The organism is uncultured Microscilla sp., from assembly GCF_947493425.1.
In the GTDB taxonomy this organism is placed as follows: domain Bacteria; phylum Bacteroidota; class Bacteroidia; order Cytophagales; family Microscillaceae; genus Microscilla.
In genome coordinates this window covers 17,466-27,318 of sequence record NZ_CANLRP010000116.1, presented here as the reverse complement: position 1 = coordinate 27,318, position 9,853 = coordinate 17,466, and the positions used below count along the sequence as shown (strand labels likewise).

Annotated in this window: 8 protein-coding genes and 1 tRNA gene; 5 read left to right on the top strand and 4 right to left on the bottom strand. The window is 40.0% G+C overall.

Annotated features, from left to right (window positions below):
- Nucleotides 1-518: 518 nt before the first annotated feature.
- Both Q0954_RS23500 and Q0954_RS23495 read left to right on the top strand, forming a co-directional pair.
- Nucleotides 519-1,268 carry a head GIN domain-containing protein gene (locus Q0954_RS23500; RefSeq protein WP_299461064.1) on the top strand — a complete coding sequence of 250 codons (750 nt, stop codon included), beginning with the start codon at nucleotides 519-521 and terminating at the stop codon, nucleotides 1,266-1,268.
- Nucleotides 1,269-1,379: 111 nt separating this feature from the next.
- Nucleotides 1,380-2,078, top strand: a complete 699-nt coding sequence (locus Q0954_RS23495; RefSeq protein ID WP_299461062.1) for a hypothetical protein — start codon at nucleotides 1,380-1,382, stop codon at nucleotides 2,076-2,078.
- Nucleotides 2,079-2,167: 89 nt separating this feature from the next.
- Here the strand turns inward: Q0954_RS23495 and Q0954_RS23490 are convergent, their stop codons facing one another.
- The gene (locus Q0954_RS23490) at nucleotides 2,168-2,620 is read right to left on the bottom strand and encodes a DUF1569 domain-containing protein (protein WP_299461060.1); all 453 of its coding nucleotides are present in this window, start codon (nucleotides 2,618-2,620) and stop codon (nucleotides 2,168-2,170) included.
- A gap of 542 nt (nucleotides 2,621-3,162) precedes the next feature.
- Nucleotides 3,163-3,236 (bottom strand) — tRNA-Arg (locus tag Q0954_RS23485).
- Between the two features lie 409 nt (nucleotides 3,237-3,645).
- On the opposite strand from Q0954_RS23485, the gene Q0954_RS23480 reads away from it, so the two are divergent.
- Nucleotides 3,646-3,777 (top strand): hypothetical protein, encoded by a 132-nt coding sequence (locus tag Q0954_RS23480; protein WP_299461058.1) that lies wholly within the window; start codon nucleotides 3,646-3,648, stop codon nucleotides 3,775-3,777.
- Nucleotides 3,778-4,138: 361 nt separating this feature from the next.
- Here the strand turns inward: Q0954_RS23480 and Q0954_RS23475 are convergent, their stop codons facing one another.
- Both Q0954_RS23475 and Q0954_RS23470 read right to left on the bottom strand, forming a co-directional pair.
- Complete coding sequence (locus tag Q0954_RS23475) at nucleotides 4,139-4,696, bottom strand: thioredoxin fold domain-containing protein (protein WP_299461056.1); 558 nt, start codon at nucleotides 4,694-4,696, stop codon at nucleotides 4,139-4,141.
- Nucleotides 4,697-4,969: 273 nt separating this feature from the next.
- A complete protein-coding gene (locus tag Q0954_RS23470) occupies nucleotides 4,970-7,246 on the bottom strand; it encodes a TonB-dependent receptor (RefSeq protein ID WP_299461054.1) in 2,277 nt (758 codons plus the stop codon).
- A 411-nt stretch (nucleotides 7,247-7,657) separates the two neighbouring features.
- On the opposite strand from Q0954_RS23470, the gene msrB reads away from it, so the two are divergent.
- A complete protein-coding gene (msrB, locus tag Q0954_RS23465) occupies nucleotides 7,658-8,101 on the top strand; it encodes a peptide-methionine (R)-S-oxide reductase MsrB (protein WP_299461052.1) in 444 nt (147 codons plus the stop codon).
- Nucleotides 8,102-8,285: 184 nt separating this feature from the next.
- Entirely contained in the window at nucleotides 8,286-9,824 is a 1,539-nt protein-coding gene (locus tag Q0954_RS23460; RefSeq protein WP_299461050.1) for a serine hydrolase, read from the top strand.
- Nucleotides 9,825-9,853: the final 29 nt, after the last annotated feature.

Here is a 9,853-nt window from a genome sequence, read left to right as displayed (position 1 = left end):
AAATATCTTTGATTAGTATATATTCAAACCAAAGACCAAAAGTGTTTTTGCTTAAAAATTATTTTTTAAGTAGTTGAAAATCAGTGAAATAAAATTTTATTTTTTTATTTTCCCAGAAATAAGTAGGGTTAAAAACAGCTGTTTTTATACGTTATTTCGTAATGATTTCGGTATTTCGTGACTGTGATAGTACCATTATTTTGTTAGAAGACTGAAAAAAATATAGGCATTATATGCAACTCTTTATCTATTACGTGCCTCTTTGAACCAAATAAGAAATACAATAAAGAACTGTTGCTGGTGAGTGATGATCTCACAAACTAAGGAATGGTGAGAAATTAAATTACCATTCTTGAGGTAGAGGTTTTGTTTTGAGACGAGGCTATTTTTTGCGCCCATAGCAGCGCTACGGGCAATAAAAATAACGAAGTATCAAGGCGAAAAATCACCCCTCAGAGTGTAAATTTATTTTTGAACAATTCCTAAGTCATTATTAATATATAAATTTAATTGAACCCATGAAGAAATCTATTGCATTGAGTTTTGCCTTGCTTTTATTAACACTTGTAGCTCAGGCACAGTCTAACGAAACCCGTAATCTTGAAGCATTTTCGCGCTTGAGCGTGGCTGAGGGCATCAAAGCTATTGTGGTAAAGGGAAATACAGAAGCCATTGATATTAGTGTAAGTGGTAATATTAGTGCCAAAGAAGTGTTAGCTGAGATAAAAGGAGACAGGTTGAGAGTACACCTGGAAGATGGGCGTCGCTATCGTAAGGTAGATGTAAAAGTGAAAATTACCTGTCGGTCATTAACAGCCATTAGTGCAAGTTCAGCCGCCCGCATCGACTTGCAAAGCAATTTTAAAAACATTGCCAAGGTATCGGCTAGTTCGGCGGGGTCGGTCAAAACCAACTATACTATCAGTGGTAGTACTATGACGTTGAGAGTGTCTTCAGCAGGACGCTTTGAGGGAAAAGTACAGGCAAATGATTTGAAACTAAATGCTTCTTCGGCAGGTAAAATGCTTTTATCAGGTGGAAGCACCAACACTTTGGAGGCCAGAGGAAGTTCAAGCGGGCGAATTAAAGCACAAGATTTTATAAGCCAAAATGCCGAGATAAGGGTAAGCTCAGGTGGAAGCATAAGAGTAAATGTGAGCCAGGCAATAGAGGCAAGGGCAAGCTCAGGTGGGTCGGTTATATATGCTGGAAACCCTCAAAAGGTAAATGTAAAGAGCTCAAGCGGAGGTTCTATTAGAAAAAGATAAGAAAACATAGGTTTTATTCTGTTTATTGCTTACCCACAATAGGAATGTTGTGGGTATTTTTTTATATTAGAATAACCAATCTTGCATGATCACCTTTTAATTCTTTTCATTATGAAAAAAAACCGCCAACTTCCTAAGTTTTTGACTCTGTTATGGTTATTTGCCCTTACCTGTTTTGTGGTGCCTGCTTATGCCCAGTACGACTACGAACCTGAGGGTACAGCTGAAATAGAGGTAGAGATACAGGTAAAGTCAGACACCTACCCAAGCACATACAAAGATACACGTGTTGTAGATTGCTTCAGGCGTAGAAAAAGCCCACGTTATACAAGTATTTATCGCTTAGAGCAAGAGCTAAATGCTTTACAAAATAGTACCCACAAGCTGCGTGTGCTGAAGCGGCAAGTACGTAAAGCTACACGGGTGTTAAGATCTCATGAGAATGCCCTTATGGCAGAAATACACGACATAGAAGGCTATATAAAAGTAGACGAAAGTCTAAGCCAACCGAGAGTAATGGAGTATTACCGCTCGATAAACCTGCTCACTAGCCGGCTGTTGATTAATCGGGCGAAGCAACGGAAGTTAAGACGCCTGGAGCGCAGAACCAGACGTTTGATATCTCATGACAATGATTCAAGGTCGGGGCGCTATCGCAGTTGTGGCAAGTCGTATTATAGTAGGTACAAACACCGTCACCATCACCACAAAAATACTGATTCTAATCCCTGGATGCTTGCCTTTGTAGGGCTGTTTGGAGTAAACTTATTAATAGGTGGGCTGGTTGCCTACAAAACCTTAGGGAAGTAACATTTGTTTGCTGTACGAAAATTCAAAAGCCCCCTTTGAACTACTCAAAGGGGGCTTTTGGGTGGGTGTTTAAGCTTTGTTCACATATTTTATACTCCAAACTGTTGGAGGTGATGTTCTAAATGCTTGAACATTGCCCGTCCTTTTTCGGCAGCAGTCATCTTTCCAAAAAAATCATGTGGAATGGCTTCAGCTTTTACTGGTCCCATTTCGTGAAAAACCCTCAGGGCATTGAGTAAACGTGTTTTTTCCTGCTCAAAGTTTTTGGGGCTGTTTTGTACATAAGCCGGGTGTGTTTTTTCACCCTGTTTGTACTCCCCTTTGACCACCATTTTTTTGATCATAGGTTTGAGTACTTTCAGCAAAAGAGAGGTTTTTTTCTTAAGAGGGGCTCCATTGGTGGTTTCTTGTACAGCTGCACAATGTGCCAGCATTTGTGCGGCAGACATCTTACCCCAAAGGGGGCGGGTGTTGGCATGGAGTTGGTCTAAACGCGCTAAACAAGTAGTATAAGTATCGTAATCAAATAAATCTTCTTTCATAAGTCGTTTTTTGTTTGTGGTGGTTAAATGTATCAATAGTCCATAGCCCCGACAAGGTTCTAGGGACTAGGTGCAAGGTTCTAGGTATACCTTGTTCCCTAAGTAGCTACACTTTTTCTATCACGTCGATTTTTAGCAACTTATAAAAAGCATAGTTAAAAGTGGATTCAAGTAAATGTTTACCCTGTTAATCATTGTAAACCGACTGTAGGGAGCTCAACGAAGGTAATCAGTAATCAACTTTGACTAAAATTACTGTGGAGTATTGATGTATTAAGTCCTTTGATCAAAACCATTCACCAAAACTTGAGGGACCATTTATTGCAAACTCCCTAAAAAAAGCGTGAGCTAAATTGGTTAGGGTAGGTGTTTAACATACTAAAAAAAAATGCCAAACCAAAATGCTGTATGCAAATCTGAAAATGCACCTCGTTAAAACTCAATGAATATAACACAAGGAGGGGGCTAATGATAAAGGGAGAGCTCGTGATTGAAAGGCATAAAAAAAACCTCTGCGTTTTGCAGAGGTTAATTGTATTTAGTGAACCGGGTAGGATTCAAACCTACGACCTCCAGAGCCGTAATCTGGTGCTCTATTCAGCTAAGCTACCGGTCCTTTTTGTTGTGCCCCTTGTTGTAAGGGATTGCAAAGGTACGCACTTTTTTTATTTGTGCAAATATTGAGGATAAAAAAATATAACAAACAGGTTTTGTGTGTGTAATCACTTGATTAGCAGGGAGTTATGTTTGGTTTTTTGTGAATATGTTTTTTGTGTGTTAAAATTGCAAACGTAACATTTACTCGGTTTAAACTGAATAAGTTTGCAGCATAACAAAAGTATGGTCGTTAGGGTAGAGAGGTTATCAGGTATTTGCCTGAAATAAAATCCTAATTAGCACAAATTTCATTTTCATATTTTTTAAAAATGCTTTTAAATCTATTCATCCTTGCAAGCGTTGACGTTATTATCAGAGTTGCCATCGTCAGACGTATCAGGCGTGTCGAGAAACCCGTAAATCAGGTGATGCCCCTGCACCCTCTAGAAAAAAACGAAAATCATACAGTGTGTACTACTTTTGCCCGTGAAGCTAAAGCCGCACCTGTGAGGTATGACGAAGAAGAGGAAGAAATAACTACTCTTTATGCTGGAATGTAACCTAGCGTAAATTAAAAAGGCTCTTATTAAGCATCCTGCGGATACATTTTAAGAGTGTACGAAGTTTTTAAAATTTCTGATATACAGGTATTTATGTATAAATTAAAGTGATAAGTGTAGGGGCAATCCCTTGCTGTAATGCAATGGAAGTTCGCGGTTTATCGGAATGGTTGCCCTAGTGAAGAGCGAACATGAGCATACAATAACCCTTCAACCCAATTCTTTATAAGAGCCATCAAAAAAACTCGCGTCAAGGTTTGGCGCGAGTTTAATTTTGCGTACTAACAATTATTTTTGACAATTTTCTTTCAATACTATAAATCAATTTGCAGAGAAAAGGTTCAAAAAAAATGAAAAAAAATTATTCCCCTCTTTTCTCCCCCTTCTTTTTATAGATGCTGATAAAATCTTTCCACGACTGGGTTTTGTATGCTTCTGCCCCTAGGAACTCTAAAATGGGCGCCAATTTTTTTGCTTTGATATAGCCATTATGACGATGAACGACCTGATAATCGGGTGAAAGCACCACCAGAGTGGGGTAACTTTGCACCTTGAGTGCCAATGCCAGCCCTTGTATGCCCTGGTTGTTGCCCTGGGTCATAAAAGGGTATACCTGACCGCCAAAACGTATTTTTTGGGGGTGTTCGGCATTGAGTTTTACTGCATAAAAATATTGGTTGATTACCTTTGCCACTTTACGTTTGCTAAGTGTGGCTTTGTCAAGCATTTTACAGTAGACACACCAATCGGTTTCTACCTCTATCAATATATAGCGAGGGTTTTGTTGCATGGCTTTTTCCAGTTGGGCAAAACTGAGCCATTGTATAACTTTGTTGTGTTTCTGTTTTTTTTGGGCGTTAGCCCAATTGCCACAAAACATAAGTAGCAGAGATAAAAAAAGTGTTTTTTGTGTCATCATGGGGTATCAAAAACTATTGGCCTAAAGCCAGTAAAAAGGAGCAGATATTCTACTCCTTTTTAACCTTACAACTTTTAAAAAGCACGAGGCTACGAAATATTAGATTATAATCATTCAATAATACATTACTGGTTGAAAAAAATCTTTGGTAAACACCAACAGTATTTTTGATGACTGCATATTTTTATAGTGCAGTCAGTAGATTTTTAATAAAATAGCGTTTTATACCTACCAGATTTTGGAAAACCTGGCAGGTATAGGCGTTTCTTTATGTTAACGGATGCTGTACCTTACCCCAAAAAATCCTCTAATGCCCTGATTGGGTGCAAACACATAAGTAGGGTCAAAAGTGTATCCGTTGGGGTTGCTTACTGGGTCATCCGCAGTTTTATCAAACGGGTCAAACGCCCGCATAATAGAGTTGGCAGGAGGTGTAAAGTTGAGTAGGTTTTTTACCCCACCGTATATTTCCAGTCCATTGTTAAACTTTTTGGTGATTTGGATATTTTGCAAACTATACGTTTCTGAAAACTCATTGCGGAAGTCATTTTCTAGTATAGGAAGTCTCATAGGGCCGTATACATTGCCCGTATAATCAATGCTTAAGTTCCAACGGGAAAAAGTATAGCTAATCGCAAAAGTTCCGGAAATATTTTCAGTAAGTAATTGACGGTTACGTTCTAGTTGCCCGGTAGCGTTTTTTTCCATTGCGTACACATCCATTAAGGTCGCACCTGCCATTATTTTCAGTGGAAAAGTAAAAGCAAAGTCTAAGTTAAGGCTGACCCCTTGCGACACTGCATAGCCATCCAGGTTGTCGTAAATAATCTGGTTATCGTTGGTTTCATAGTCTGCAATGATTTTGTTAGAAAAACGAGTATGAAAAGCCGTAGCGTCTAAACTCAACACCCCCACACTGGTAGGTATAAACTTCTGGTAGTTTAAGTTTACATTGACCGAACGTTCTGGGCGAAGCTCTTCAGTAACGATTACATCACGGGCTCCTGTAGTAGCGGCGTGGTCTTCGGTAAACAAATTGACTACCCTGAAACCATTGCCAAAGCTCAGTCTGAATATATTATTTTTGTTGGGTGTCCACTTATAGTTAAACCTTGGGGTAAAAATGCTACCGTGTTCAGAATTATAGTCGTAACGTGCCCCCAGTAAAACCTTGTGGTGATTGCCCAGTTTTATTTCATCCTGTACAAAAATACCAGGCAAATAAATCTCGTCCGGCTTGTTGGTACCACTGTTTTCGTCGCCAATCCGGGTGGCAGGTGTGTTGTCGTCGTACCAGGTATAACGCAACGCCAGCCCAAACAATGCATCGTGGCTTTTGCTTATTTTTTTGTCCCAAACCAACTGTCCAAAAGCAATTTGTTGCTGGGCAATATACCACATATCTCCGTACACCGAGTTTTGGTCGTGGTGACTATACGAGAAGTTGGCAATTATTTTTTCACTGTCTAAAGGTAGTTGGTAAGCCCCCATTAACTCATAGCGGGCAGTGTAAATAGATTCTCCATAGATTTGGTCGCTGCCGCGATACTGTGGAGTCCAGTTCATTTGCCCACCCCAACGATCTTCATAAATAAAACGCCCTGCAATAGAAGCCACCCGGTTATTGATGCGTTTGAAGTTCCACTTGTTAAATACCGATACGCGATTTTGCAAAGTAATGTCTGTAAAACCATCCCCGTTATTGTCTAAAGGGTTGCTGTAGTTATAATAATTAACCCCTAACAACGAGGTCGCGTTCTTTTTTCCAAATTTTACCGCCAGGTCTGCATTGTATTCTTGCCACGAAGTAGCCATGACATCTGCCGAAAATAGCGCGACATTTTCGGGGGTTTTGGTAATCACATTGATCAACCCGCCTACCGCTTCAGAGCCGTATAGGGTAGAGGCAGGGCCTTTGACTACTTCTACCCGCTCAATCATGCTATTAGGAATCCCGTTTAAGCCGTACACTGTAGACAAGCCACTCACTATGGGCATTCCATCTATGAGTACCATTGTATAAGGTCCTTCCATTCCGTTGATGTGAATGTCACCAGTATTGCAAACGGCACAATTGAGCTGAGGACGCACCCCATTTACAATTTGCAATGCCTCGAAAAGCACGGGCGTGGGATTTTTCTTAAAGTAAGAAGGAGAGTACACCTCTACTGGCACAGGAGATTCTTTGCGTGAAATGGCTTTCATTGTTCCTGTGACCACTATTTCGTCCAATTCTTCCGCATTTTCTGCGACTTCTATATTGACCGTGTTTACCAGGCTTTTTATACTGATTGTTTGGCTGTTACTAGCGTAGCCAATAGCACTAAACTTGAGTGTATAGTTGCCATAAGGCACATTAGTAATGGTAAACCTTCCTTTTTCATCACTGGCAGTACCCATTGGCGTATTGGCAAGCGTAATGTTGGCAAAAGGTACCGGAGTACCGTCTTTCAAGGTTACTTTTCCAGTAATTTTTCCGCTTTGCGCGAATACTGATGCAGTAGCCAAGGCAAGACTAAGAAATATAGTAAAAAGTATATGTTTGTTCATTGTTATTTATTTCTCTGATTTTTATTTTAATACAAAGGTAAATATATTTTTAGGCTAATCTAAAAATATATTGAAAGTATTTTAAAAATATTTAACAATATGTGTTTAAATATTGTTTTTGCAGTGCTTGTTTTTAGTTTTACAGGGCTTTTATGTCAGGTTTTGATAGGGGTAATTTGGTGGGAGGGTGGCAAGTGTGGAACTTTGCTGCTTTAAAATGGTTATATATTCTTAATAGTCCATAGTATTTAGTCAATAGACCATAGCTGATTCGAGTAAATGTTTACCTTTATTAAAAGTTACATAGTTTTGAACTCATCGATAACTGATTACTAGTAACCACCTTTGACTAAAATTACTGCGGAGTATTGATTCTGAAACTCAACTGAAAATTTCAAAAGGAATAATCTCATGAATTGGAACGACATCGTCAAGTTTGCCGAGCAAGGTAACCCAACCCCCGATAGGGTAGTCACTAAAACTGAAGAGGAGTGGAAAGCCCAACTTACCCCAGAGCAATACCGCATTACACGACATAAAGGCACCGAGCCAGCTTTTTCGGGCGATTTGTGCCATACTTATGACAAAGGAAAGTATGCTTGCATATGTTGCGGCACGCCTTTGTTTGACTCTAGCCTAAAATTTGATTCTCAGTCGGGCTGGCCAAGCTTTACAGAGCCAATCAAAGAAAACGCCATTAAGTATGAAAAAGATACTTCTTATGGCATGGTAAGGGTAGAAGTAATGTGTAATGTATGCGATGGACACTTGGGGCATGTGTTTCCCGATGGACCTCCACCCAGTGGTTTACGTTTTTGTATCAACTCTGAATCAATCAAATTGATGGCTGAGTAAGAACCTGGTTGGCTGTAAGGTATCAACGTGTAGGGTGCTTTGCAGCCCTTTGCAGTACCTGCCTGTTTCAAACAAAATTTTTCCCGTCTTAAGCTTTTTTTCTCCTGTCTCCATCAAAATATGTCTGTATAAAAGACTGGTTTGTAGTAGTTTTGAGTATCAATTACAAACCATATAATCGTTTATGTTACATAGATATATCATTACTAAGACATGTTCTGTAGGTAGCCTGCTATTGGCATTGTTTTTTGCTGCGTGTACAAGTCAGGCACAAAACGCAGAACAGTTTGCTAAAGAAACCGACGAGTTTTTAACCAAACTCACCAATACCGTTAAAGAATTACCAAGCATATCGGTGGTAGTAGTCAAAGGCGACCGCCCGGTATTTATGAAAAGCTACGGCTATGCCGATATTGCCAACAAGGTAAAAGCTCAAAACAACACCCCTTATTATATTGCCTCTTCTACCAAGTCGTTTATGGGCATGGCAGCTGCCATACTCGACCACCAAGGCAAAGTAAAGCTCAATGCTACACTTGCCGAGTCTATGCCTTATATCAAATTTGATACATCGGTCAAAGCCGATCAGGTAAAGCTACGTGATTTATTGACCCACACTTCGGGCATCAAAAACGCGTACTTTGGTTTTAGGGCGGCTTATTCGGGCAACATCGATCGCAAAGAAATGGATTGGGTACTGGAAAATAAATCGGGGCGTCGCGACGAAATAGGGAAGTACCGTTATACCAACCTGGGGTACAATATTTATACCCACATGACCGACAAAAAACTGGGGATGCCTTGGCAAGATGTATTGGATAATTTGTTATTTAAACCATTGGGCATGAAGCGCACCACCGCCTATATGTCGTTGGCAAAGAAAAAAGGTTGGAAATATGCCAAGCCTTATTTTACCTTGGGCAATAATGGTTATGAAGAGTTATATTTGATGAAAAAAGACAATACCATGCAGTCTGCCGGAGGGGTGATTACCACGGTAGAAGACATGGCCAATTGGTTGATCTTTAATATCAATGAAGGGAAATTTAAGGGGAAACAACTGGTGCCTGCCAAAGTAGTAAGAATGGCACACTCGCCTTTGGTAAAGCGAAAAAGTGATCGTCGCCCTTATGGAAGCCAAGGCTATGGTTTGGGTTGGGAGAATGCTACTTATCAAGGCAAAAGAGTATTACAACACGATGGAGGTTTTGCTGGGTTTAGAACCCATGTGGCATTTATGCCTGACACTAAAGTGGGTATTACAGTATTGGTAAACGATGGCTGGATAGGTGGCCATGTGGCTCATGAACTATCTAGGTTTGCATTTGACTGGTGGATGAATGAAGGAAAGTCATCGAGAAATCTAGAGGCTTATATAAAAACTGCCACCAAAAAAGTAAAAAAGTACCGCAAACTGATTGCAAAAGACAAGGCCAAACGTGCCAAAAGAGCCTGGACACTTACCGAGCCTTTAGCAAGCTATGTGGGTACCTACTATAACAAAAGCTTGGGCAAGGTATGTGTAAAGCTCAAAAACGGAAAGCTGGAAGTAAGCCATGGTAATATGCACGCGGTGGCTGAGCCCTACCCCAAAGAGAACGCTATTAGACTAGAGATGGTGCCTAAACGTGGTTGGGGGCTTAAGTTTATCGTAGAGCAGGGTAAAAAAGCCAGTGCATTAAGCATGGATGGTGATGTGTTTAAAAGAATACAAAGTAAGTAGAGCGTAAAAGATTAAGAGAGTGTGGTTTT

Excerpts from the sequence above, each read along its gene's own strand:
- Q0954_RS23500 (WP_299461064.1), top strand. The coding sequence starts at position 519 with ATGAAGAAATCTATTGCATTGAGTTTTGCCTTGCTTTTATTAACACTT.
- Q0954_RS23495 (WP_299461062.1), top strand. The coding sequence starts at position 1,380 with ATGAAAAAAAACCGCCAACTTCCTAAGTTTTTGACTCTGTTATGGTTA.
- Q0954_RS23490 (WP_299461060.1), bottom strand. The coding sequence starts at position 2,620 with ATGAAAGAAGATTTATTTGATTACGATACTTATACTACTTGTTTAGCG.
- Q0954_RS23480 (WP_299461058.1), top strand. The coding sequence starts at position 3,646 with ATGCCCCTGCACCCTCTAGAAAAAAACGAAAATCATACAGTGTGTACT.
- Q0954_RS23475 (WP_299461056.1), bottom strand. The coding sequence starts at position 4,696 with ATGATGACACAAAAAACACTTTTTTTATCTCTGCTACTTATGTTTTGT.
- Q0954_RS23470 (WP_299461054.1), bottom strand. The coding sequence starts at position 7,246 with ATGAACAAACATATACTTTTTACTATATTTCTTAGTCTTGCCTTGGCT.
- msrB (WP_299461052.1), top strand. The coding sequence starts at position 7,658 with ATGAATTGGAACGACATCGTCAAGTTTGCCGAGCAAGGTAACCCAACC.
- Q0954_RS23460 (WP_299461050.1), top strand. The coding sequence starts at position 8,286 with ATGTTACATAGATATATCATTACTAAGACATGTTCTGTAGGTAGCCTG.